20 protein-coding genes are annotated in these 23,890 nt (G+C 59.2%); 8 read left to right on the top strand and 12 right to left on the bottom strand.

The window, feature by feature from the left end; translation table 11 throughout:
* Positions 1–445: 445 nt before the first annotated feature.
* Both CKW23_RS21120 and CKW23_RS21115 read right to left on the bottom strand, forming a co-directional pair.
* Positions 446–1,084 (bottom strand): peroxiredoxin, encoded by a 639-nt coding sequence (locus CKW23_RS21120; RefSeq protein WP_095068293.1) that lies wholly within the window; start codon positions 1,082–1,084, stop codon positions 446–448.
* Positions 1,085–1,253: 169 nt separating this feature from the next.
* On the bottom strand, positions 1,254–2,612 hold the full coding sequence (locus CKW23_RS21115; protein WP_095068292.1) for an OprD family porin: 1,359 nt from the start codon (positions 2,610–2,612) through the stop codon (positions 1,254–1,256).
* Between the two features lie 435 nt (positions 2,613–3,047).
* Between CKW23_RS21115 and CKW23_RS21110 the strand changes: the two genes are divergently transcribed.
* The 4 genes from CKW23_RS21110 to tauC all read left to right on the top strand — a co-directional run bounded on the left by CKW23_RS21110 (position 3,048) and on the right by tauC (position 6,769).
* Positions 3,048–3,965, top strand: a complete 918-nt coding sequence (locus CKW23_RS21110) for an aliphatic sulfonate ABC transporter substrate-binding protein (RefSeq protein WP_236249456.1) — start codon at positions 3,048–3,050, stop codon at positions 3,963–3,965.
* Between the two features lie 169 nt (positions 3,966–4,134).
* Positions 4,135–5,112 (top strand): taurine ABC transporter substrate-binding protein, encoded by a 978-nt coding sequence (gene tauA, locus CKW23_RS21105; protein ID WP_095068290.1) that lies wholly within the window; start codon positions 4,135–4,137, stop codon positions 5,110–5,112.
* Positions 5,113–5,141: 29 nt separating this feature from the next.
* Positions 5,142–5,933 carry a taurine ABC transporter ATP-binding subunit gene (gene tauB, locus CKW23_RS21100; RefSeq protein ID WP_025262393.1) on the top strand — a complete coding sequence of 264 codons (792 nt, stop codon included), beginning with the start codon at positions 5,142–5,144 and terminating at the stop codon, positions 5,931–5,933.
* The gene (gene tauC / locus CKW23_RS21095) at positions 5,930–6,769 is read left to right on the top strand and encodes a taurine ABC transporter permease TauC (RefSeq protein ID WP_025262394.1); all 840 of its coding nucleotides are present in this window, start codon (positions 5,930–5,932) and stop codon (positions 6,767–6,769) included. Before tauB ends, tauC begins: the two co-directional genes overlap by 4 nt.
* A gap of 259 nt (positions 6,770–7,028) precedes the next feature.
* Here tauC and CKW23_RS21090 read toward each other — a convergent pair whose 3' ends face one another.
* The gene (locus tag CKW23_RS21090; RefSeq protein WP_095068289.1) at positions 7,029–7,469 is read right to left on the bottom strand and encodes a hypothetical protein; all 441 of its coding nucleotides are present in this window, start codon (positions 7,467–7,469) and stop codon (positions 7,029–7,031) included.
* Here CKW23_RS21090 and trmL point away from each other — a divergent pair.
* Positions 7,468–7,923 (top strand): tRNA (uridine(34)/cytosine(34)/5-carboxymethylaminomethyluridine(34)-2'-O)-methyltransferase TrmL, encoded by a 456-nt coding sequence (gene trmL, locus CKW23_RS21085; RefSeq protein WP_095068288.1) that lies wholly within the window; start codon positions 7,468–7,470, stop codon positions 7,921–7,923. The two genes, CKW23_RS21090 and trmL, sit on opposite strands and share 2 nt — an antisense overlap.
* Positions 7,924–8,029: 106 nt before the next feature.
* Here the strand turns inward: trmL and CKW23_RS21080 are convergent, their stop codons facing one another.
* Together CKW23_RS21080 and ompR are read right to left on the bottom strand one after the other, a co-directional pair.
* On the bottom strand, positions 8,030–9,343 hold the full coding sequence (locus CKW23_RS21080; protein WP_095068287.1) for an ATP-binding protein: 1,314 nt from the start codon (positions 9,341–9,343) through the stop codon (positions 8,030–8,032).
* A gap of 159 nt (positions 9,344–9,502) precedes the next feature.
* Positions 9,503–10,243, bottom strand: coding sequence for a two-component system response regulator OmpR (gene ompR, locus CKW23_RS21075; protein ID WP_025262398.1), 741 nt, complete (start codon positions 10,241–10,243; stop codon positions 9,503–9,505).
* A gap of 300 nt (positions 10,244–10,543) precedes the next feature.
* Between ompR and CKW23_RS21070 the strand changes: the two genes are divergently transcribed.
* The 3 genes from CKW23_RS21070 to gshA all read left to right on the top strand — a co-directional run bounded on the left by CKW23_RS21070 (position 10,544) and on the right by gshA (position 15,073).
* Complete coding sequence (locus CKW23_RS21070) at positions 10,544–12,865, top strand: Tex family protein (protein ID WP_095068286.1); 2,322 nt, start codon at positions 10,544–10,546, stop codon at positions 12,863–12,865.
* A complete protein-coding gene (locus CKW23_RS21065) occupies positions 12,865–13,248 on the top strand; it encodes a PaaI family thioesterase (protein ID WP_095068285.1) in 384 nt (127 codons plus the stop codon). Before CKW23_RS21070 ends, CKW23_RS21065 begins: the two co-directional genes overlap by 1 nt.
* Before the next feature lie 235 nt (positions 13,249–13,483).
* Positions 13,484–15,073 carry a glutamate--cysteine ligase gene (gene gshA / locus CKW23_RS21060; protein WP_095068284.1) on the top strand — a complete coding sequence of 530 codons (1,590 nt, stop codon included), beginning with the start codon at positions 13,484–13,486 and terminating at the stop codon, positions 15,071–15,073.
* A 117-nt stretch (positions 15,074–15,190) separates the two neighbouring features.
* Here the strand turns inward: gshA and CKW23_RS21055 are convergent, their stop codons facing one another.
* The 7 genes from CKW23_RS21055 to CKW23_RS21025 form a co-directional block, all read right to left on the bottom strand.
* Positions 15,191–16,357, bottom strand: a complete 1,167-nt coding sequence (locus CKW23_RS21055; protein WP_095068283.1) for an AAA family ATPase — start codon at positions 16,355–16,357, stop codon at positions 15,191–15,193.
* Positions 16,358–16,477: 120 nt separating this feature from the next.
* A complete protein-coding gene (locus tag CKW23_RS21050; RefSeq protein ID WP_025262403.1) occupies positions 16,478–17,935 on the bottom strand; it encodes an NAD-dependent succinate-semialdehyde dehydrogenase in 1,458 nt (485 codons plus the stop codon).
* 114 nt (positions 17,936–18,049) lie between these two features.
* Positions 18,050–19,207 carry an acetylornithine deacetylase gene (gene argE, locus CKW23_RS21045; protein ID WP_025262404.1) on the bottom strand — a complete coding sequence of 386 codons (1,158 nt, stop codon included), beginning with the start codon at positions 19,205–19,207 and terminating at the stop codon, positions 18,050–18,052.
* A complete protein-coding gene (locus CKW23_RS21040) occupies positions 19,204–20,358 on the bottom strand; it encodes an FAD-binding oxidoreductase (RefSeq protein ID WP_025262405.1) in 1,155 nt (384 codons plus the stop codon). Before CKW23_RS21040 ends, argE begins: the two co-directional genes overlap by 4 nt.
* A complete protein-coding gene (locus CKW23_RS21035) occupies positions 20,355–21,761 on the bottom strand; it encodes an NAD(P)/FAD-dependent oxidoreductase (RefSeq protein WP_095068282.1) in 1,407 nt (468 codons plus the stop codon). Before CKW23_RS21035 ends, CKW23_RS21040 begins: the two co-directional genes overlap by 4 nt.
* Entirely contained in the window at positions 21,743–22,051 is a 309-nt protein-coding gene (locus CKW23_RS21030) for a (2Fe-2S)-binding protein (RefSeq protein WP_025262407.1), read from the bottom strand. Before CKW23_RS21030 ends, CKW23_RS21035 begins: the two co-directional genes overlap by 19 nt.
* Positions 22,048–23,889, bottom strand: coding sequence for an ABC transporter ATP-binding protein (locus tag CKW23_RS21025; protein ID WP_025262408.1), 1,842 nt, complete (start codon positions 23,887–23,889; stop codon positions 22,048–22,050). Before CKW23_RS21025 ends, CKW23_RS21030 begins: the two co-directional genes overlap by 4 nt.
* Between the last annotated feature and the right edge of the window lies 1 nt (position 23,890).

Below are 23,890 nucleotides of genomic sequence, written 5' to 3'. Positions count from 1 at the left end.
CTTGCAGGGTGCCGTGTTTCTTAGTCATGGGACGCACCGTTGCGTGCGTCTTCAGCGGATACCTGGAGGTGAAGAGTGATGAGGCGGCTGGCCTGGTAAACGAGCATGAACATCCCTTGTTCCCTGAGGGTTGCCGAGCGGCATCGCCCGGACGTGGGAACGGTCAGTATCAAGAGTCATGCCTGTTAATTTTTCTATATAACAATCAATAGCTTAAATTTAAACCTCCTAAAAACTGGTTATTTTTCATACAAAAATCCCGAAAAAGTGCGCAAGCCCATGCGCACCTGCGCAATATCTTGCGCAGGTGGTCGAAAAGCCCTGTTCATAAGGCTTGGAGGGGATTTCAGGGGTGTTTTATCAAGGATGGGGTGCGCAAAAATTTGCGCACATAAAAAAGGGCCGATAAATCGGCCCGAATAACCCCACTCGATAAATCTGAAAATCAGCGGTTCGGTTGTGGCGTCAGGCGCAGGTAAGGCGTGACGGCCTTGTAGCCTTTAGGAAAGCGTTCCTTGATCTCGGCTTCGTCCTTGATGGACGGCACGATCACTACATCATCACCATCGACCCAGTTGGCTGGTGTAGCGACCTTGTAGTTGTCGGTCAGTTGCAGTGAGTCAATGACCCGCAGGATCTCGTGGAAATTACGCCCGGTGCTGGCTGGATAGGTAATGGTCAGGCGTACTTTCTTGTTCGGATCGATCACGAACAGGGAGCGCACGGTCAGCGTGTCGCTGGCATTGGGATGGATCAGGTCGTACAGATCGGAAACCTTGCGATCGGCATCGGCCAGGATCGGAAAATTGACCAGCGTGTTTTGCGTGGTGTTGATGTCATCGATCCATTTGACGTGAGAATCGACAGGGTCCACCGACAGCGCAATGGCCTTGACGCCGCGCTTGGCGAACTCGTCCTTCAATTTGGCAGTGAACCCCAACTCAGTGGTGCAGACCGGCGTGAAATCCGCCGGGTGGGAAAACAACACACCCCAGCTATTGCCCAGCCATTCATGAAAACGGATGCGGCCTTCACTGGAGTCCTGTTCAAAGTCAGGGGCGATATCGCCAAGTCGCAGTGTCATGGTGTTGCTCCTTGTTCGGTCGGGTGTTCGTTGAGTTATGAGCCTACTGTGCACCGCCTGCTAAAAAATTAAAAAGAATGGATATCGATTTGGTTAGACCTGAAAAGAATATTGAATTTCGGACAAAAAGAACCCCGCCGAAGCGGGGTTCCTTTTCAACTGACCAGGCTTATTTGAAAGCGTAGGTGTAGTTGAAGATCAGGCGGGTCTGGTCGGTGTCAGCAGTAGAAGTGCTGTCGCCGCGGAAAGTACCGTGACGTACGGTAGTACCGAAGCCTTTCAACGGACCGCTCTGGATCACGTAGTCAACACGCATGTCGCGCTCCCACTCGGAGTGCTCGGTGCTGACTGTCGGGTTGGCATCCTTGATGTCACGGCCATTCAGGTAAGCAATCGCAGCTTTCAGGCCTGGAACACCGACCTTGGCGAAGTCATACGAGTACTGACCGAAGGTAGTGTTTTCACCGGCACGGGTGAAGCCGTTGACCATAGAGTCCGTGAACAGGTAGAAGCTTGCACCACCGTTACCTTCTAGGCGACCGCGACCATCACGAACGCTACCTTGGTTCAGGTTGACAAAGCCACCATCGTCACCCACTTGTTGGTGACCGACCAAGAATGCATGACCACCCAAGGTGTAGGTAAACATGGCAGACCAGGTTTGGTTGTCAACTTCGCCTGCAGTCTTGGCATAGCCATTGTTGTTGTTGAACAGGTAGCCTTGATTACGACCACTGAGGCTGCCGTTTTTGCCATCGGAGCTGCTGTTGAAGTAACGCAGGTCCGTCTTGAAGGACTGGTCTTCAGCGATCGGGTAAACGTGTACCAAGCCCAGGAAGTGTTGATTGTAGAAGTCTTCCAGGTTAGCGAAGTAGTACTGCAAGGTCAGGTCTTTGGTGACCTTCCAGTCAGCACCCGCGAAACGGAATGCATCACTGCCTGTGGCAGAACCGTTAACCGAAAGGTCAGTCCAGTTGCTCGATGCACGACCGATACTGCGAGTCAGTTGACCGGCTGTGAAAGTTACGTTGTCCAGATCCTTGGAGGTCAAAATGCCGCCTTCAAAGGCTTGTGGCAGCAGGCGACCATCGTTGCTCACCAGGATAGGGAGGTTAGGAGCCAGAGCGTTACCGACTTTCAGCTCTGTCTTGGAGAAGCGAGCCTTGACGTTGGCGCCAGCGCGGCTCCAGTCGCTGACCGAAGAACCGTCAGTTTTGGTTGGCAATACCGGGTTGCTTGTGCCAGTGCCGTGGTTCTGAATGCCACCGCCCAGATGAAGACCCACTACCGCTTGAGCATCGAGACCGAAACCGACAGTGCCTTGAGTGAAGCCAGAGATGTAATCGAACTTGAGACCAGTAGTAGTTTCGCGCTGATCTGGAGCACCGCGGCCTTCACGCACATCATTGTTGAAGTACAGGGTACGAGAACTGATGGTCGCCTTGCTGTCTTCAATGAAACCTGCTGCGCCGGCCTGCTGAGCCAATACACCAAAGGTTACGGCCAGGGCCAGTGTGGACTTCTTCATTGCTACGCTCCTCGTGAATCTAATTTTTTTAATCCATGGTGCCGAGCAAGGCTCTGACCCATGTATTCGCGTTAAGCGACAGGCCCGACCAGAGGTCAATGGTGACTGTGCGCCTCGAGACTCAAATGACTAGACCGCGTTGTCACTGGTGCAAGGTAGTGAAAATCCGATAAATCCAAAAGCAATTATTCGTAACGCTTTTAGACTGATTTGATATATGTCACAACGCATTTCAACCAGGACGCACAGGAGTGTATCCATCAAATAAGCTAATTCCCAAAAAATATTTTTCGACCATTCGTCAGATCGTTTAGTTTTCAGCTACCGGACAACCGGATCTCGACTCTCCAGTCACGAAATCCCAACCGGAAAACCCGCACAATGAAGATAAAATCCCTTACAAAACGGTTACTTGCGCATCAACTAGCAGTAATTATGACAATTGCCACCACCTTGACACTTTCTGTGCCAGCACACGCAAAAGAAACTTTGCGAATCGGCTTTCAGAAGTCCTCAACGCTCATTTCGGTGCTCAAAAGCCAGGGTACGCTGGAGCGTGAACTGAACAAAAAGGGCATTTCGGTGTCATGGCATGAGTTTCCCAGTGGCTTGCCTTTGCTCGAATCACTGAACGTGGGGAATGTCGACTTGAGCGCCGATGTCGCCGATACGGTCCCGGTCTTTGCTCAGGCGGCGGGAGCGCGGCTGACGTATTTCGCTCAGGAAGCCTCTTCTCCATCAGCCCAGGCGATTGTCGTGCGCAGCGATTCGACGTTCAAAACCCTGGCCGATCTCAAGGGCAAGAAAATCGCGGTCACCAAAGCCGCTGGCAGCCATTACCTGTTGATTGCCGCCTTGAACAAGGCCGGCCTGAAGTTCACCGATATTGATCCCGCCTACCTCACACCCGCCGATGGCCGCGCCGCCTTCGAGAACGGCAAGGTGGACGCCTGGGTCACCTGGGAACCCTTCCTCAGCAGCGTACAGCGCCAGTTGCCTACCCGCACCCTGGCCGACGGCACTGACCTGGCCAGCTACAAACGCTATTACCTGACCACCACGCCCTATGCCAATAGCAACCCGGAAGTCCTGAAGGTGGTGTTCGCCGAACTCAAGAAAACCGGCGAATGGGTCAAAGCTCACCCGAACGAAGCGGCACAAATCCTGAGCCCGCTGTGGGGCAATCTGGACGTTGCCACCGTTGAGGCAGCCAACGCTCGTCGCAGCTATGAGGTGCAAGCTGTTCAAGCCAGCCAACTCGATGAGCAACAAAGCATTGCCGATGCGTTCCTGGCAGCGGGGTTGCTGCCCAAGGCTGTGGATGCCAAGGATGTGCAGGTGTGGAAGCCTTGAAGTCGTCATGCGCAATCTGCGTGGGAGCGAATTCATTCGCTCCTACGTCAGGAAAAGTCTCGTTTTCGGCTCATAAGCTAATTCAAAAAAGTTATTTATTTCTACATTCTTAGATCATTTACGCTCCGTAACCAGCCAGTCCCCGGCCCGCCTGATTCGGAGCATCACCATGAAACTGCACTTCTCCCTGCGCCTGCTGGCGGCCTTGTCGCTGACAGGCGCTTCTTTCCTGACTCAGGCCGCCGACTTCACTGTCGCTTACCAGACCACCGTCGATCCCGCCAAGGTCGCCCAGGCAGATAACGCCTATGAGAAAGCCACAAACTCGAAGATCGAATGGCGCAAGTTCGAGAACGGCGCAGACGTCATCACCGCCATTGCCTCGGGCGATGTACAGATCGGCTACCTCGGCTCAAGCCCGCTGACCGCCGCAGCCACCCGCAAACTGCCGGTGGAAACCTTCCTGATCGCCACCCAGATCGGCGCCGCAGAAGCACTGGTCGCCCGTAACGGCTCAGGCATCAATACGCCACAAGACCTGATCGGCAAGAAAGTCGCCGTGCCGTTCGTTTCCACAGGCCACTACAGCCTGCTGGCAGCGCTCAAGCACTGGAACATCGATCCGGCCAAGGTCACGATTGTGAACCTGGCACCGCCCGCCATTGCTGCCGCCTGGAAGCGCGGCGATATCGACGCCACTTACGTCTGGGACCCGGCGCTGGGCGTGGCCAAGGAAACCGGCAAGGTGCTGATCACCTCCGGCGAACTGGCCAAGGTCGGTGCGCCGACCTTTGACGCCTGGATCGTGCGCAAGGACTTCGCGGCCAAGAACCCGCAACTGGTCAGCGCCTTCGCCAAGGTGACCCTCGATGCCTACGCCAGCTACCGTCAGGACCCGAATGCCTGGATCGCCAATACCGGCAATATCGAAAAACTGAGCAAGCTGTCCGGTGCGAAGACGGCCGATATTCCGGCGCTACTGGAAGGTAACGTCTATCCATTGGCCGCCGACCAGAAAGCCCTGTTGAGCGCACCAACCATCGAGGCCATCACCAAGACCGCTGCCTTCCTGAAGGAACAGGGCAAGGTCGATGCGGTACTGCCTGATTACTCGGCCTACACCAGCGCCAAGTTCATTCCCCAATAACCCACCTGATCGAGAATGAGGCAACAGCCATGGCTCTATTGCAACTGAAGCGTATAAGCGCACAGTACCCCGGCGCGGCAGAGCCTGTGCTGGCGGATATCAACCTGAGACTGGGGCCGCAGCAACTGCTGGTCGCCCTTGGCCCTTCCGGCAGTGGCAAAACCTCATTGCTCAATCTGATTGCGGGCTTCGTCCAGCCAAGCGCCGGGCGTATCACCCTCGACGGCATTGCTGTTGAAGGCCCGAGTGCAGAGCGTGGCGTGGTGTTTCAGGACGATGCGCTGCTGCCTTGGCAGGATGTGCTGGCCAATGTGGCCTTCGGCCTGGAACTGGCAGGCGTTTCTCGGGCAGAACGCGAAGCGAAAGCCCGGGAAATGCTGGCGCTGGTAGACCTGGCCGGTTTCGAGCAGCGCCGAATCTGGCAACTGTCGGGCGGACAGAAACAGCGTGTCGGCCTGGCCCGAGCGCTGGCGGCCAACCCTCGGGTGCTGCTGATGGACGAACCCTTCGGCGCCCTCGATGCCTTCACCCGCGAACAGATGCAGGAACTTTTGCTGCAAGTCTGGAGACGCACCGCCAAACCGGTGTTCCTGATTACCCACGACATCGAAGAAGCCGTCTTCCTGGCAACCGACCTGATCCTGCTGGCCCCCAATCCCGGCCATATTGCCGAACGCCTGCAACTGGACTTCGGGCAACGCTACAGCGCCGGTGAGTCGGCACGGGCGATCAAGTCCGATCCACGCTTTATCGAAACCCGCGAACACGTACTGGCCAGCGTCTTTTCCCAGCGCAACCTCACACGGGAGCAGCGCGCATGAGCAGCTATGAATTACAGACCCAGGCCAAGACAGCCAAAGGGAAAACTGCCCGTGCTCCGCTGCAATTGAAGCTGAGCACCCGCACCATCAGTGTCCTGACGCTGTCGGTCCTGTTGGGCCTGTGGTGGGTGGTGACCGCTGCGCAGTGGATCGAACCGCTGTTTCTGCCACCGCCCTCAGACGTTCTGCAGAAAGGCTGGCTGCTGCTGACCACCGGCTATATGGACTCAAACCTCTGGCAGCACCTGGGCGCCAGCCTGCAACGTATCGGCCTGGCATTGGGGGCCGCGATCCTCAGCGCCATTCCGGTGGGTATCGCCATTGGCCATAACCGTATCGCCCGAGGCATTTTCGACCCGCTGATCGAGTTCTATCGGCCCATTCCGCCGCTGGCTTATCTGCCCTTGATCGTGATCTGGTGCGGCATCGGCGAATTCTCCAAGGTGCTGTTGATCTATCTGGCGATTTTCGCGCCCATCGCCATTGCCACGGCAACCGGCGTACGCACCGTGGACCCGACCAGGCTGCGGGCCGCGCAATCCCTGGGCGCCACCCGCTGGCAACTGATCCGCCATGTGATCCTGCCCAGCGCCTTGCCGGACATTCTGACCGGCATACGAATCGGGCTCGGTGTGGGATGGTCGACACTGGTGGCGGCCGAACTTATTGCAGCCACCAGCGGGCTTGGCTTCATGGTGCAGTCGGCCGCGCAGTTTCTGGTGACGGATATTGTGATCCTGGGGATTCTGGTGATTGCCGTGATCGCGTTTGCGATGGAACTGGGCCTGCGGGCGCTGCAACGCAAGCTGGTGCCCTGGCATGGCCAGAATCACTGAAGAACGCCGCAATTAGCGCACAAACCTCATACAAGGCACCATTTTGGTGCCTTATTGAAACCGGAATATTGCCGAGAAAAAACCCTCGCCTGAATCGAAAAGCGTTCTGCACGTCCTCAAAAGCCCTTTCGCACAAGGGTTTGAGGCAGAAAACAAGGACAGTACAAAAGAATTCTCAAAACTGGCACGCACTCTGCATTAGGTTATACATCACCAGTTTTGGGGACCTTGGTACAGGCAGGCCGGGGATTCCCCTCTTTTATTCCTCCCGGAGACTGACCTCCAGTCTCCAGCGCCCGTCCACCTCTGCAGTGCGCCAGTCGCCATGCAGTGGACGGGCCGCTAGGAGAGTCAGCACCAAATCCTTCCCGTTTCGCTCAAGCTTCCAGCGCGCAACCTTGTTGTCGATGCGCAACTGACCATTCCATGGCCGCCCCCAGGACTCGAAACGCAGGACGACTGTTCCGTCGACATGATCGCCCTGAATCTGCGGCTGTTCGTTGAACCAGAGCGCCAGCCCCGTGGGCAACTCCTCGATCTGCTCCAGTTCCAGAGGCGCAGGTTGCTGCAGACGACCGATTATCATCCCGATGGTAAAGCCGACAATCGCCATCGAACCAAGAACTCTTGGCCATAGCTTCGGCCTGGGGTCCTCTTCGGGGGTAGAATGCATCCCGTCCCTTCGTTCGGAGCCGTGCATGTTTCACGTCATCCTTTTTCAACCAGAAATTCCGCCGAATACCGGCAATGTGATCAGGCTATGCGCCAACAGTGGCTGCACCCTGCATTTGATCGAGCCCCTGGGCTTTGAGCTGGACGACAAGCGCCTGCGCAGGGCCGGCCTCGATTATCACGAGTATGCCACGCTGCAAACCCATGCCGACCTGTCCACATGCCTGGAAAAGATCGGTAACCCGCGGCTGTTCGCTTTTACGACCAAAGGCTCGCGCCCGTTCCACGACGTCAGCTTCGAAAAGGGCGATGCCTTCCTGTTCGGCCCGGAAAGTCGTGGCCTGCCAGCCGATATTCTCGACTCACTGACCACAGAGCAAAGATTGCGCCTTCCCATGCGCGAAGGGTGCCGCAGCCTGAACCTGTCAAACACCGTCGCCGTCGCCGTTTATGAGGCCTGGCGCCAGCACGGGTTTGCCTGAGAATTCATACGGGTAGGAGCGAATTCATTCGCGAGAGGCCTGTACATCCGAAGAAAATGTATCGGCCTCAATGACGTCTCGCGAATAAATTCGCTCCTACAACAAATCAGACCGCATCCCTCGGCAGCATCAACCCCAGCGGCAAACGCACTCTTGCTTCAAGCCCGCCACCGGAACGGTTTCTCAGTTCGACATTACCGCCATGCATCGCGGCGATCCGCTTGACGATTGCCAGCCCAAGGCCAGTGCCTTTGCCACTGCGCGCCCGGTCACCACGAATGAACGGATTGAAGATGATGTCCAGCTCCGAAGGATCGATACCTGCCCCCCGGTCCAGCACACTCAGCACGACATAAGGAGCACTGGTATCGCCGGAAACATAAGCGGCGACTTCGATCCCGTTGCCAGCGTGGTGCATGGCGTTGCCGATAAGGTTGGTCAGCAGGCGCTTCATGGAAACCCGGCGCAGTGGGAAAGGCGGAATCGGTTCAAGACACAGGCGGATGTGCTCATCCGGATGATTGAATGGCGCGACCACCTCACGCACCAGATCACTGAGGTCGACCTCTTCGATTTCCTCGTCGCGCCCATCGCGGATAAAGGCCAGGAACTGATCGAGAATGGCGTCCATGTCCTCGATATCCCGCACCATGCCTTCGGTGAACTCGTTCTCGTCGCTCATCAGCTCCAGCGACAGACGCAGGCGGGTCAGAGGCGTGCGCAAGTCATGGGAAACCCCCGCCAGCATCAACTCACGCTCCTGCCCGGCCTGTTCGACATCCTCGGCCATCTGGTTGAAGGCTCGATAAACCTCGGTCATTTCACTGGGCGTATCGCTGACCGGCAACCGCACACTGCGCCCCTGCCCCAACTGGCGGGCTGCAAAAACCAGCCGTTTGAGCGGCTGATTGAGCTGTCGTACGAAAATCCAGGCCGATGCGGTGGACAACAGCCCGATGGCCAGGAACCAGCCCAACACGTTCCAGATCTTCTGCCCGCGCAGTGGATGCGGGTAAAGCGGCACTTTCAGCCAGCCATCCCCGAGGCTCGGCGCCCGAACCCAGAGAGCAGGAGGTGCATGAACCCGCAAACGCACTTCGGTATCGGCCCCAAGCTCTGCCTGCATCTGGCGCTGATAGATTTCGCTATAAGGCCAATGCTGCTCGCCTTCAGGTACGCCGCCACCAACCACACGAATCAGGCCGGCAGCTTCGGCAATCGCTTCACGGTCGTTTTCATTCGCGGCCCAATAGGCGCGCAAGGTCAAGGCGACGCCATGGCTGTACTGCCTGTCGACCAGCACGTCTTCGTTCATCAGCAGGTAGACCAGCGTCAGCGCCTTGGAAAACAGCACGACAATAAGCACCAGCCAGAGGGTGCGTGAGAAAAAGCTTTGCGGAAACCAGAGCGGAGTCTTCATAACTGCAGCTATACACTTTGCAGGGCGAGCCGGGCTCGCAAGTTTGCGGATCGTGGTCCAGGCCATGGTACGAACGCGAAAACCAAAACGTCGATAGCCCGTTCAGGCTATCGACGCAAGTGGCAAGGACTTCAGTGCTCTGCGCTGGCAATCGACCTGTCAGCGGTTCCCGGCTCCATCCGGAACGAACACATAACCCACGCCCCAGACAGTCTGGATATAGCGTGGCTTGGACGGGTCCGGCTCGATCAGGCGACGCAGACGGGAAATCTGCACATCGATGGAGCGCTCCAGAGCATCCCATTCGCGGCCACGGGCCAGATTCATCAGTTTGTCGCGGGTCAGCGGCTCGCGAGCATGCATGACCAGCGCCTTGAGTACTGCAAATTCACCGGTGGTGAGCATGTGTACCTCATCGCCCCTCTTGAGTTCGCGGGTCGCCAGGGACAATACATAGTCACCGAAGCTGACCGACTCGTCTTCGCTGCCGGGCGCACCGGGCACCGGCGCGGCCTGACGACGCAGGACCGCCTTGACGCGGGCCATCAGTTCGTCCGGGTTGAAAGGCTTGGCCAGATAATCGTCTGCGCCCAGCTCCAGCCCCTTGATACGGCTCTGCTCATCGCCTTTGGCAGTGAGCATGATGATCGGCACCTGATTGTTGGCTGCACGCAAACGACGGCAAGCAGACAGGCCGTCTTCTCCGGGCAACATCAAGTCCAGAACCACAAGGTTGAAAACCTCGCGGGACAATAAACGGTCCATTTGTTCGACGTTTGCCACCGCACGGGCACGATAGCCCTTGCTGGTGAAAAAACGCTCTAACAGGCTGCTCAACCCCGGATCGTCATCGACGATCAGGATTTTTTCGCCTTCAGCATTTTGTGCAGTGCTGCTCATCGGATGCTCCTTTGATCTCGGGGCGCATTATGGCGTAGCTGCGGTGATGCGCACCGTGTGCATTGTTAGCAGATTTTACTGGGGCCGACATGAATGAGTGATTCTGCTGAGCAAAACTGCTCGCATGGACCGGCCAATCCCCTAATTGGAGTTCGCCGGGTATAATGCGCGGCCCTCAAAGTCAGGCTGTGCCGGACTATGGCGGTTCGCCGGTATTGTTACAAGGCCGGCGAGCGAAGGGCAGGCAAGACAGTTTTTTGTAAAGAATCCAGTTTTTTGCTCACAACTCCAGGTGGTCTTATGGACAGCATCAACAGCCGCATCGCCGAAGAACTGGGCGTGCGCCCTCAACAGGTCGCAGCGGCCGTAGCACTATTGGATGAAGGCTCGACCGTGCCTTTCATCTCACGCTACCGCAAGGAAGTGACCGGCAGCCTTGATGACACGCAATTGCGCCATCTGGAAGAGCGTCTGCGTTATCTGCGCGAGCTCGACGAGCGTCGCGTCAGCATCCTTGCCAGTATCGAAGAGCAAGGCAAGCTGACCCCGGAGCTGGCCCGCGACATCAATCTTGCCGACACCAAGACACGCCTCGAAGACTTGTACCTGCCTTATAAGCAGAAGCGCCGCACCAAAGGCCAGATCGCACTTGAGGCGGGCCTGGGCGAGTTGGCGGACGGTCTTTTCAACGACCCGTCCCTGACACCGGAAACCGAAGCCGCACGTTTCGTCGATGCCGAGAAAGGCGTGGCCGACGTGAAGGCTGCGCTGGAAGGCGCCAAGTACATCCTGATGGAGCGCTTCGCCGAAGACGCCACGCTGCTGGACAAACTGCGCAGCTTCCTCATGCAGGAAGCCGTGATCAGTGCCCGCGTAGTGCCCGGCAAGGAAGAGGAAGGCGCCAAGTTCCGCGACTACTTCGAGCACGACGAGCCGCTCAAGAGCATGCCGTCGCACCGCGCCCTGGCGATTTTCCGTGGCCGCAACGAAGGTTTCCTCAGCTCTGCGCTGAAAGTCGGTGAAGAGTTGCCAGGCACCCTGCACCCGTGCGAACTGATGATCGGCGAACGTTTCGGCCTGCAGAACCAGAACCGCCCTGCCGACAAGTGGCTGGCCGAAGTCGTGCGCTGGACCTGGAAGGTCAAGCTCTACAGCCATCTGGAAACCGACCTGCTGGGCGAACTGCGCGACAGCGCAGAAACCGAAGCGATCAACGTATTCGCCCACAACCTGCACGACCTGCTGCTGGCCGCTCCGGCCGGCCCGCGCGCCACACTGGGTCTCGACCCGGGCCTGCGCACCGGTTGCAAGGTGGCGGTGGTCGATGCCACCGGCAAGCTGCTCGACTACGCCACCGTCTACCCTCACGTGCCTAAAAACCAGTGGGATCAGACCATCGCTGTGCTGGCCGCGCTCTGCGCCAAGCATTCGGTAGACCTGATCGCCATCGGCAACGGCACTGCCAGCCGCGAAACCGACAAGCTGGCTGCCGAGCTGATCAAAAAATATCCAGCAATGAAAATGACCAAGGTCATGGTGTCCGAGGCTGGCGCTTCGGTGTACTCGGCTTCCGAGCTTGCAGCCAAGGAGTTCCCGGATCTGGACGTTTCGATCCGTGGTGCCGTCTCCATTGCCCGTCGCCTGCAAGACCCGCTGGCCGAACTGGTGAAGATCGACCCGAAATCCATCGGTGTCGGCCAGTACCAGCACGACGTCTCGCAACTGAAACTGGCCCGTGGCCTGGATGCAGTGGTCGAAGACTGCGTGAACGCCGTCGGCGTCGACGTGAACACCGCTTCGGTAGCCTTGCTGGCGCGTATTTCGGGCCTGAACACCACGCTGGCGCAAAATATCGTTGCCCACCGTGATGCAAATGGTGCCTTCAAGACCCGTGCATCGCTGAAAAAAGTAAGCCGTCTGGGTGAAAAGACCTACGAACAGGCTGCCGGCTTCCTGCGCGTCATGAATGGCGAAAACCCGCTGGACTCGTCTGCCGTTCACCCGGAAGCCTACCCGCTGGTACAGCGTATTGCGGCTGAAACCGATCGTGATATTCGCTCGCTGATCGGCGATGCCAGCTTCCTGAAACGCCTGGACCCGAAGAAATTCACCGACGAAACCTTCGGTCTGCCCACCGTAACCGACATTCTGCAAGAGCTGGAAAAACCGGGCCGCGACCCGCGTCCGGAGTTCAAGACTGCCGAGTTCCAGGACGGCGTCGAAGACCTCAAGGACCTGCAACTGGGCATGATCCTCGAAGGCGTGGTCACCAACGTCACCAACTTCGGTGCTTTCGTCGATATCGGCGTGCATCAGGATGGTCTGGTGCATATCTCGGCGCTGTCCGAGAAGTTCATCAAGGACCCGCGTGAAGCCGTCAAGGCTGGCGACGTCGTGAAGGTCAAGGTCATGGAAGTCGACATTCCGCGCAAACGTGTCGGTCTGTCGATGCGCATGAGCGATACGCCAGGGGAGAAAATCGACGGTGCCCGTGGCCCGCGTCCGGGTTCTGCGCCGCGCCAGCAAAGCAGTGCGCCACGCAAGGAAACCGCAACGGCGGCTCCGGCCAATAACGCCATGGCATCACTGTTCGCCAATGCCAAACAGTTGAAGAAGCGTTGATGGATATCCCTGAAGATCTGACCCATAGCGCCTACTTCAAGATGCTCGGCTGCGAGCTGCGGCGTCTGGATAAAGGTGTCGCCGAGGTCGCGTTGCCACTGGAGGCGCACCTGCGCAACCGTGGCAACGTGATGCACGGCGGGGCGATTTTCAGCCTGGTGGATATCGGCATGGGGCTGGCGTGTTCCAGCTCCCATGGTTTCGACCAGCGCAGCGTCACCATCGAATGCAAGATCAACTATGTACGCGGCGTGTCCGAAGGCGAGGTTTTATGCATCGCCAGGGTACTTCACGCCGGACGCCGCACACTGGTCGTCGAAGCCGAAGTGGTCCAGGACGATAAACTGGTCGCCAAGGCGCAAGGCACCTTCGCTGTCATCTAAACTTTTACGAAAGTGTGATGGAAGCAATCACTTGCTAGCTCTATAGAACCGATTTGGGGTAATTTCGGCACCATTAGCGTGGTGTCGGACCCATTTTGGTCATACGACAAAGAGCCGTGATCGTGAGCAGGCGTTAAAGACCCAACCAGGCGACAACGCCAGTTCCTTTCTTCACCCTTGTAGACCGTTCTGTCCACCCCCATATTGGGGCGACCGATGCGTGAAGGAATCCACCTTGAGCGAATTTCTCAACCGCCGCCTGGCTCTTCTTGGCGAGCGTAACAACCTCTCTCTGCTGGAGCAGTGCCTGCACGGTATCGAGCGAGAATGCCTGCGCGTTACCGGCCAGGCACGCCTGGCACAGACACCCCACCCGCAATCGCTGGGTGCAGCACTGACCAATGGCCTGATCACGACCGACTATTCAGAATCGCTCCTGGAGTTCATCACTCCAGCCCTGACGGACCCGGCACAGACCCTCGACAGCCTGGACAAGATTCATCGCTTCGCCTACAGCAAGCTGAACGACGAATTCCTCTGGAGCCCGTCGATGCCGTGCCCGCTGCCGGCCGAAGAAGAGATTCCGATTGCCTATTACGGCACGTCGAACATCGGCAAGCTCAAGTACGTGTATCGCAAGGGTCTGGCGCTGCGTTATGGCAAGACCATGCAGTGCATTGCAGGGATTCATTACAACTTCTCGCTGCCGGAAGATGTCTGGGCACTGCTCAAGCAGACCGAAGACTTCGCAGGCGACGCACGGGACTATCAGTCGCACTCCTACATTGCGCTGATCCGTAACTTCCGTCGTTACAGCTGGTTGCTGATGTACCTGTTCGGAGCCTCGCCGGCACTCGACGCCGGTTTCCTGCGGGGCCGCGCTCACCAGCTGGAACATTTCGACGCCAATACGCTGTATCTGCCGTATGCCACCAGCCTGCGCATGAGCGACCTGGGCTATCAGAGCAAGGCACAGGCCGACCTGACGCCGTGCTACAACGATCTGGTGAGCTACACCGACAGCCTGCGCAAAGCGGTGGCAACGCCTTACGCGCCGTATGTGGAAACCGGCACCCACGACAGCAATGGCGAGTGGATACAGCTCAACACCAACGTGTTGCAGATCGAAAACGAGTACTACTCCAACATTCGTCCAAAGCGCGTGACCTATTCGGGCGAACGCCCCATCCAGGCGCTGGTGGCTCGTGGTGTGCAGTACGTTGAAGTGCGTTGCCTGGACATCAACCCGTTCCTGCCAACCGGCATCAATCTGGAACAGGCTCGCTTCATCGACGCCTTCATCCTGTTCTGCGCCCTTGAAGAAAGCCCACAGTTGGCAAGCCACGAATGCTCCGACGCAGGCTCCAACTTCCTGTCGGTGGTCAAGGAAGGCCGCCGTCCAGGCCTGACATTGCAGCGCAATCATTCGACTATCGAACTGAAAGCCTGGGCCACCGAACTTCTGGAGAAGATCACGCCCTTGGCACAGTTGCTGGACAAGGCCCAGAGCAGCGACGAGCACATCAAATCGATTGCAGCCCAACAGGCCAAGGTCGATGACTCGTCACTGACGCCGTCGGCACAAGTGCTGGCCAGCATGCGGGCAAATGAAGAAGGCTTCACCGCCTTCTCGTTCCGCCAGAGCCAGAAACATGCCGAATACTTCCGCAGCCACCCGCTGAGCGCAGCAGATCAGGCACAGTTTGAAGCCTTGGCCAAAACCTCCATTGCGGAACAGGCAGAACTGGAAGAAACCGAAGAAGTCGTGGATTTCGACATCTTTGTGGGTGCGTATCAGGCGAGCATTCTGTCGATCAGCAACTGATCCGTACTGCTGTGAGGGAGCGAATTCATTCGCGAAAACGGTATTTCAACGATGCTTATCTGTCGGTTGTAATAACGCTTTCGCGGATGAATCCGCTCCCACTGTGTGTGCCTGTTTTCAATCATGCCAATGCCAGGCGGGGGCATCCAGTGGCCTCTGGCCTTGTATTTCAGTCTGGCCCAGGGTCTTTTTCAGGACGATCTTCTGGCAGTCTTCATGGCGGCTCAGCTCTCTGATCAGGATGCTTGAGTGGGAGACCACCCAGACCTGACAGCGCTGTGAAACCCGGATGATCAACCGAGCCAGTGCTGGCAACAGGTCGACATGCAAGCTGGTTTCCGGTTCGTTCAAGACCATCATCGTCGGTGGTCGCGGCGTCAGCAGTGCGGCCATGAGCAGCAGATAACGCAGCGTTCCGTCCGAAAGCTCGGCCGCCGTCAGGGGGCGAAGCAGCCCGTGCTGATGAAAGAGCAGGCTGAACAAGCCTCCAGGCGTTGCATCGATTTCCAGCCGGGTGCCAGGAAACGCATCCTCAAGCGCCTGGTGCAGATCCTCCACTTCGCCCACTTCAATAATGGTCTGCAAAGCCGCCGCCAGATTGCGCCCGTCGTGGTTCAGCACCGGCGTGCGAGTGCCCAGTTGCGGCTGGCGAACCGGCGCGTCCCGGTCGATGCGGAAATGGTCGTAGAAACGCCAGCCCGTTATGAGCCCACGCATTTCAGCGATTTCAGCAAAGTTTCTCGGGCTGCCCAGTTGCGCGAACAGGCTGTCGAAGGGTTGCCCATGTTGCTGCAGGATTTCCCAGTCCAGGCCCTGACGCGCCCGGATCATCGGCCCCTTGCGATCTACCAGCAAGGAAGCAGGTCGGTATAAAGGCCCGGCCCAGATGCATTCCCGCTTGATCTCCGGGTCCAGCATGAACGCGGTCGGGTAAGGAAGTGGCTCAGGCAATCCCAGGGAAATGGCGAAACCGAAGTCCTCGGTGGCAAACCCCAGGCGCAGGCGTTTCGACTCTCGCCGAACGGACGCTTCCAGAGGCACTTCACCTCTTTTCATGCGCGAGCTTATGACTTCAGGCCCGGCCCACCAGGTCGAATCCAGCCCGCCTTCATGAGCCAGGGCTTCCACCACACCGCCCTGAGCCGTCTCCGCCAGGAGCCGCAAGGCCTTGTAGAGATTGGACTTGCCGCTCCCATTATCGCCCGTCACAAGATTGAGCCGCCCCAAAGGCACAACCAGGCTATTGATCGAGCGGTAATTGGCAACGGCCAGAGTTTTCAACATGGGAGTAACGGCGCTCCTGAATCCATGGAGCCGCACTATCGCCCACCGATCAGAAGCACTGCAACCGATGTTCTGAGCTATAGGGGTACTTTGTGAGAGGCGGCTTGCTGGCGATCAGGCCTACAGCCCACCCACATGAAACGCCTTCACTTCCAGATACTCGTCCAGCCCGTAGCTCGAACCTTCGCGGCCCAGGCCTGACTGTTTGATCCCGCCGAAGGGTGCGACTTCCATGGAGATGATCCCGGTATTGAGCCCCACCATACCGAACTCCAGCGCTTCACCGAAACGCCATGAGCGGCGCAGGTCCTGGGTGAAGTAATAAGCGCCCAGCCCGTAAGGCGTTGCGTTGGCCAGGGCCAGAGCTTCGGCTTCGTCACTGAAGCGCATCAGAGGGGCAACCGGGCCGAAGGTTTCTTCGTTGGCAAGCAGCATCCCGGCATGGGTATCACCCAGCACGGTCGGTTGCACGAACGGGTTATCGCCATCCGGAAGACCGCCGTACAGCAGCTTCGCGCCCTGGCTCAAGGCGTCGTCGATGTGTCGGGCGACCTTGTTCACTGCCGCCGTATTGATCAGCGGACCAATGGTGACGCCCTCCTCCAGACCGTTGCCGACCTTGAGTCTGGCGACCTCTTCTACAAGCCGCTGAGCAAAACGATCATAGATGCCGTTTTGCACCAGAATGCGGTTGGCACAGACACAGGTCTGCCCGGCGTTGCGGAATTTGCTGAGCATGATGCCGGCCACGGCCTGTTCCAGGTCGGCATCGTCGAACACGATAAACGGTGCATTACCGCCCAGTTCCAGGCTCAGGCGCTTGATGTGCTCGGCGCTCTGGCGCATCAGCAGACGGCCAACAGCAGTCGAACCGGTAAAGGAAATCTTGCGCACCACCGGGTTGCCGGTCAGCTCTTCACCAATATCGGTAGGCAGACCGGTAATGACGTTGAACACGCCCGCCGGAATACCTGCGCGCTCGGCCAGCACCGCCAGCGCCAGGGCCGACAGTGGTGTCAGGTCAGACGGTTTGACGATAATCGGGCAACCCGCCGCCAACGCCGGGGCGCATTTGCGGGTGATCATCGCGTTGGGGAAATTCCAGGGTGTGATCGCAGCGCAGACGCCAACGGGTTGCTTGAGGGTCATCAAACGGCGGTCGGCACTGGGCGTCGGGATGGTTTCACCATAAGAGCGGCGCGCCTCTTCGGCGAACCATTTGACGAAGCTGGCCCCGTAACGGATTTCACCACGGGACTCATTGAGCGGCTTGCCCTGCTCAAGGGTCATGATCAGCGCCAGATCTTCAAGATTGTCGAGCATGGCCTGACACCAGCGCTCCAGTAGCAACGCACGCTCGGCGGCGGGACGTGCGCGCCAGGCGGGCCAGGCACGCTCGGCAGCTTCGATGGCACGGCGAGTCTCAGCGCCCGACAGGGCCGGAACCTGCGCCAGACTTTCCCCCGTCGCCGGGTCAGTCACCGTCAGGGTTGCGCCGTCATCGGCGATAATCCACTGCCCATCGACGTAAGCGCGTTCTACCAGCAGGCTGGGGTCTTTCAACTGATTCTTGAGCATGATCGAGTCCTGTTCCGGGATGACTGCCAGTCTAAGCAGCCGCCACAGTCCAGGATGCTGAAAGCGGCGAACCAGCAGCGTCGGATGCTGAAATTCGCCGCCCCACGGCAGCCTCTACTGCCGCAACGAACCCAGCAGGCTCTGCAGGAAGCGCTCGCCTGCGGTCATCTGGCTGACCTCGATAAACTCGTCGGGCTTGTGCGCCTGCTCGATGGAGCCCGGCCCACACACCACCACTGGCACATTGAGACGCCCGGCGAACAGGCCGCCTTCGGTGCCATAGGAAACCTTGATGTGCTGCGTCCCAGGCTCGGCGAAGGCATGCAACAGGCGAACGGCCTCGACGCTGGGGTGTGTTTCCAGCGCAGGGTACTCGTTCATGATTTCAATTTCGATGTCCGCCACGCCAGACAGTTGCCGGGCCTCGCGCACGAGCACTTCGGCACGTTCACGCAATTGCGCAAGCAGCAGATCGGGATCATCCCCCGGCAGATTGCGGTACTCGAACTCCAGGGTGCAGAGGTTCGGCACGATATTCAGCGCCTTGCCACCGTCGATACGACCGATATGCACGGTGCTGTAAGGAATGTCGTAGCCTTCGTCCCGCGCGCCCTGCTGCTCGACCAGTGCCTGGCTCTTGCGCAGCTCGGCAATGAAATCGCTGGCCAGATGAATCGCGTTGACCGCACGAGGCGCCAGGGAGGAATGCGCTTCCTGGCCACGGCAGTAGGTGCGGTAGGAGCTTTTGCCCTTATGGCCGATGGCGAACTGCATCAGGGTCGGCTCACCGACCACGCACAGAAAGGGTCGTAACGGTGCCAGATGCAGCACGTCCAGCAAACGCCGCACGCCGACGCAGCCAATCTCTTCATCGTGGGACAACGCCAGTTGCAGCGGCCGACTGAGGGTCATGTCCGCCGCATCGAGCATGGCGTCGATGGCCAGGGCAATGAAGCCCTTCATGTCGCAGGTGCCACGGCCATAAATGCGCCCGTCGCGTAGCGTCGCTTCAAACGGCGGAACGGTCCAGGCCTGACCGGCAGCGGGCACCACGTCGGTATGACCGGACAGCAAAACACCCGGTTGTTGCCGTGGACCGGTGCTGGCAAACAGGTTGGCCTTCTTGCCGGTTTCGTCCTTGACGATCAGCGACTCGATGCCCTTGGTCGCCAGCAGGTCGCGAACGTATTCGATCAGCGCCATGTTCGACTCTGACGACACCGTATCGAAGGCAATCAGGCGCTTGAGAATTTCCAGTGCACGGGGCGTCATGAGGCTTTACTCGCTTGCTCGTTGGCCATGGCGAAACGACGGATGTCGAAAGGGCTGATGGACGTGGTGGTGCTACCGGTGCTGATCAGCTCGGCCATCACATCCCCAACGCCCGGGCCAAGCTGGAAGCCGTGCCCGCAGAAGCCGAAGGCATAAAACAGGCCGTCCACCGCGCCGCTACGCCCCATGACCGGCAACGAATCCGGCGTATAGCCTTCGATGCCGCTCCACACCCGGATGATGTTCAGGTTACCCACACCGGGCAGCAACCGGCGCATCTGCTGCACCTGATTGATGATGCTGCGCGGCTCGACATAGGCGCGCCGGTTGATCATGTCCGGTTTGCTGCGAAAGCCACCGCCAATGATGATGTTGCCCCGCGGGATCTGCCGGAAATAGATCACTTCGTGGGCAATCTTGGTATAGACGCCGATCACTGTCGGCAGCGCGTAAGGCACAGGTTCGGTCACCGCCATTTGCGGCCCGTGGGTATCCAGCGGAACCGGCTCGCCGAACTGCTCGGACAGTTTCTGGCCCCAGGCGCCTGCAGTGATCAGCAGGTTATCGGCAGTGAAGATCCGGCCATCGGTGGTGGTGACTTCAAATTCGCCACCGACCTTTTGCACGTGGGCGACCTCGGTGCGCTCCTCGATCCGCGCGCCGGCCCGAATAGCGGCACGGGCAAAGGCCGGTGCGGCCAGACGCGGGTTGGCATGCCCATCGTGAGGCGCGTAGGAGCCGCCTTTCACGTCAGGCCCCAGAAACGGGAAACGCTCATGCAGCGCCTTGCCGCTGTAGACCTGCAGATCCAGTTGCCGGGCTTCGGGCGCGGCGGCATAGGCTTCCAGTTCCGGGATTTCATCTTCGCGGTAGCAGACCCGCATGTGCCCTGAAGGAATGAACTCCAGATCGTCGTCAATCAGTTCCGGCAAGCGCTTCCACAAACCCCACGAGCGGTTAGCCAGCTCCAGTTGACCGAGAAAACGGCCCTGACGACGGACGTTGCCAAAGTTAACGCCGCTGGCGTACTGGCCGATCATGTCGCGCTCCAGCAAGGTCACCGACTGGCCACGCTGGCGCAGGAAGAAGGCCGAAGACGACCCCATGATCCCGCCACCAATGATCAGCACATCGACTTTCGGCTGCTTCATGACACCACCTCATCTGTGAGCATGGACAAGGGTTTGACCGGCGCCTGCCCGCGCTGCCGCCCGACCTGTTCGACTGGCACGCCCGCAGCGGCGGCAATCACTTCAGCGCCCGCCTGTGAGCAATAACGTCCCTGACAGCGCCCCATGCCGACCCGGCTGAAAGCCTTGGCGCGGTTGACCTCGCAGGCGCCTTTCTGACGCACGACGCCCCGCAGTTCGCCCGCGCTGATCATTTCGCAGCGGCAGACAATCGCATCGTCAGGCAAGGCCGCGGCCTGGGCAGCGGGCCATGGAAAGGCTTCGGTCAACCCGACACGGAAACGATCCATGACCTCAAGGTCCTTGCGCACCTGGGCCTGACGCCCCGGATCCACCGGTATATCCAGATCCTGCAACACGGCCAGGGCCGCCAGACGTCCAGCCTGCTCGGCAGCGTCGGCACCGCGAATCTTCGCCCCATCGCCAGCGGCGTAGACGCCTTTGACCGAGGTCCGGCCTTCTTCATCGACAGCCAGCAGCCATTGGCCGGAATCCTTATCGAAACGCAACTGGCAACCTGCAAGGTCGGCCAGTTGGGTTTCGGGACGCAGGTGATACCCAAGGGCCAGGGCATCGCAGTCGACCGTCAGGGACGAACCATTGGCCAGACGAACCCGCACGCCGCTGACGCCTTGCTGTTCATCACCCAGAATCTGTTCAGGCTGAACGCCCATGTGTACCGGCACCTTGGCGCTATAAAGCTGAGCCAGCAGTTTCATGCCGTTGAGCAGCAACCCCGGACGCGCCAGCAGTTTGGGCAGTGCGCCGATTCGCTTGCTGAAGGGCGATGTATCGAGCACTGCCGCCACGTCGGCACCTGCCTTCACGTACTGGCTGGCAACCAGATACAGCAACGGGCCGCTGCCCATGAACACGACCTGGCTGCCAATGGATACCGACTGCGCCTTGAGGGCAATCTGCGCGCCGCCCAGGCTGTAAGTCCCCGCCAGTTGCCAGCCCTTGATGGGCATCAACCGGTCAGTGGCGCCGGTACACAGAATCAGCGCATCGAAATCCTGCACGGTATGCAGCCCCTGGCTGACACAGCACAACTGGCCTGGGGTCAGGTTCCAGGCCAAAGTGTCGGGCCGATAGTCGATCTGCGCGCGCAGGCGGTCGAAGCTTTCATGCAGCGCACGAGCCTTGGGCGCTTCAGTGCCATACAGCGCCGAATAGTCACGCTTGAAACCTTCGGGCTGACGTCGGTAGATCTGTCCGCCGTCACGGCGGTTTTCATCGATCAGAATCGGCTTGAGGCCCGCCGCCAGCAGCGTCTCGGCACAACGGGTGCCCGCAGGCCCGGCACCGATGATGACGACCCTGGCAGCCTTGGGGTCTGCAACGCCTAACCGTGAAGTGGCCATGTCGCCTCCGGCTGTGTAGTGACGATATCAAGCCCCTCGCGGACTTCATTGGAGCAGGCGCGCAGACGCTCGCCGCTGCGGGTCCATACCCAGCAATCCTGGCAAGCGCCCATCAGGCAGAAACCGGCACGACGCCCCGGATCGAATTCGGACTGACGCAAGGCTGCGCCCTGGGTCAGCAAGGCGACCATCAGGGTGTCGCCTTGCAAGGCTTCGACGGAAAGACCGTCGACTTTGAGGCTGACAGAGGGCCGATCACGCTCGCCCAACCTTACGAAACGCCCTTTCATGCATAGGCTCCCACGGTCACGTTATTCAGGTTCTCTTGTGCGCCCTGCAGTTCGGCGCTTTCACGATGACAAAGAATTTCGCTGCCCCCACCAATCTGGCGGCGACCCGGCGTGGTCTTGTTGCACAAGCCCTCGATACGGACCGGGCAGCGATTGAGAAAGGTACACAGCTCGGTATCACGGGCAGGGGCGCTGGTCGGCGGCAGCTTGCCGCAATTGGAAGAACAACCTTCCAGCCAGCCCTGACGCAGCTCCGGTACCGAACTCACCAGCAAGTCCGTGTAAGGATGGAAAGGCGCCTTGCTGAAGGATTCGCAACTGCCCTCCTCGACCTTGTGGCCGCTGTACATCACCACAATGTCGTCGCACAGGGCGCGCACGGTGGAGATGTCATGGCTGATGAACAAGTAGGAAACCCCCAACTCGCGCCGCAAGTCGCCCAAGAGTTCAAGAATCGCTGCGCCGACCACGGTATCCAGCGCCGAGGTCACTTCATCGCAGAGGATCAGGTCCGGCTTGGCCGCCAGAGCGCGGGCCAGGTTGATACGCTGTTTCTGGCCACCGGACAGTTCGTTGGGACGGCGCTCGGCCAGCTCACGGGGCAGACGCACCAGATCCATCAGCTCATCGATACGCTGGCGCAAGGCCTGACCCTTGAGGCCGAAGTACATTTTCAAAGGCCGGGCCAGGATGGTGCTGACGCTGTGCATCGGGTTGAGTGCCGTATCGGCATTCTGGAACACCATCTGGATACGGCGGAACTGGTCTGGCGTACGCCCGGCAAGGGTGCCGGACAATTCGGCACCATCGAACACCAGGCTGCCCCGTGCCGGGTCCAGCAAACCGGCGACCACACGCGCCAGGGTCGACTTGCCCGAACCGGACTCACCGATCACGCCGATGGCCTGGCCACGGCGAATGGTCAGGTCGATGTCTTCGAGCACGCGAATCATCGGCATGCCTTGCAGGTTCTTCTTGCCGTAGCCGGCGGTCATGCCCTTGATGGTCAGCAGCACGCTGTCCTTGGCCACCTCACTGGCCGGGCTCAGGGTTGCGTCGGGGCGGGCTGCCGCCAGCAAACTGCGGGTATACGCTTCTTCCGGGCCTTTGAGCAGCGCAGTGGTGCTGCTTTTCTCGATGATCTGCCCGCCGTTGAGCACCACGATCTGATCAGCCATCTGCGCCACGACCGCCAGGTCATGGGAGACATACACCGCCGTCGCGCCCCGCTCGCGCACCACGCGCTTGAACGCGCGAAGCACGTCGATCTGAGTGGTCACATCCAGCGCCGTAGTGGGCTCGTCGAGGATCACCAGCAAAGGGTCGCTGATCAGCGCCATGGCCGCCATGACCCGCTGCAACTGACCACCCGACACCTGATGCGGATAACGCTGGCCGATCTGCTCAGGGTTGGGCAGTGCCAGATCGCGGAACAACTCGACGGCCTTGGCTTCCAGCACCGCCCGGTTGCCCAGCCCATGAATCAGCGCACCTTCGATCACCTGATCGATCAGCCGCTTGGCCGGATTGAAAGCGGCAGCAGCACTTTGCGCGATGTAGGACACCCGATTCCCACGCAAACCCTGCAATTGGCTTTCCGGCAGGCTGAGCATGTCGTGTTCGCCAATCTGCACCACACCGCTGGCCAAGCGGCAGCCGCGTCGCGCATAGCCCAACAGCGCCAGGGCGATGGTGGTCTTGCCGGAACCGGACTCACCGATCAGCGCCAGCACTTCACCTTTTTCCAGCGCGAAACTCACGCCTTTGACGATCTCGGTTTCGCCACGGTCGCCGCTGGCAACCACTCGCAGGTCTTGCACCCTTATCAATTCACTCATC

This window comes from Pseudomonas sp. Irchel 3A18 (genome assembly GCF_900187465.1).
Taxonomy (GTDB): Bacteria; Pseudomonadota; Gammaproteobacteria; order Pseudomonadales; family Pseudomonadaceae; genus Aquipseudomonas; species Aquipseudomonas cichorii.
Note: the sequence above shows the minus strand (reverse complement) of the source record. Positions and strands in the feature narration are given on the sequence as shown.